Raw genomic sequence first — 250 nt, 5'->3', positions numbered from 1 at the left:
CATTCAATGTCAAAGTGACGATGGAGTCGCAGCCAGCAGCACTGGTTAAAGTATCCTTATAGGTTCCAGCGGCATTATATGTGTTGCCGTTCCATATGTATGGTAATTGGTTGTTACAAATAGTTACAGTTTGTGCACCTGTCTTGGTTGGGTTTACATTCAATGTCAACGTGATGATTGAGTCGCAACCGGCAGCACTGGTTAAAGTGTCTTTATATGTACCGGCCGCATTGTAAGTGTTTCCGTTCCA

At 43.6% G+C, this 250-nt stretch carries 1 protein-coding gene; it reads right to left on the bottom strand.

Features of this window, described 5'->3' with window-relative positions; all coding sequences use genetic code 11:
- Window positions 1-250: hypothetical protein (locus A3860_RS41035; protein ID WP_216823414.1), on the bottom strand; the 250-nt coding region annotated here is incomplete at both ends.

It is taken from the genome of Niastella vici, from assembly GCF_002077945.1.
Classification (GTDB): Bacteria; Bacteroidota; Bacteroidia; order Chitinophagales; family Chitinophagaceae; genus Niastella; species Niastella vici.
The sequence above is the reverse complement of the archived record's forward strand: the minus strand, read 5'-3'. Positions and strand labels throughout refer to the sequence as shown.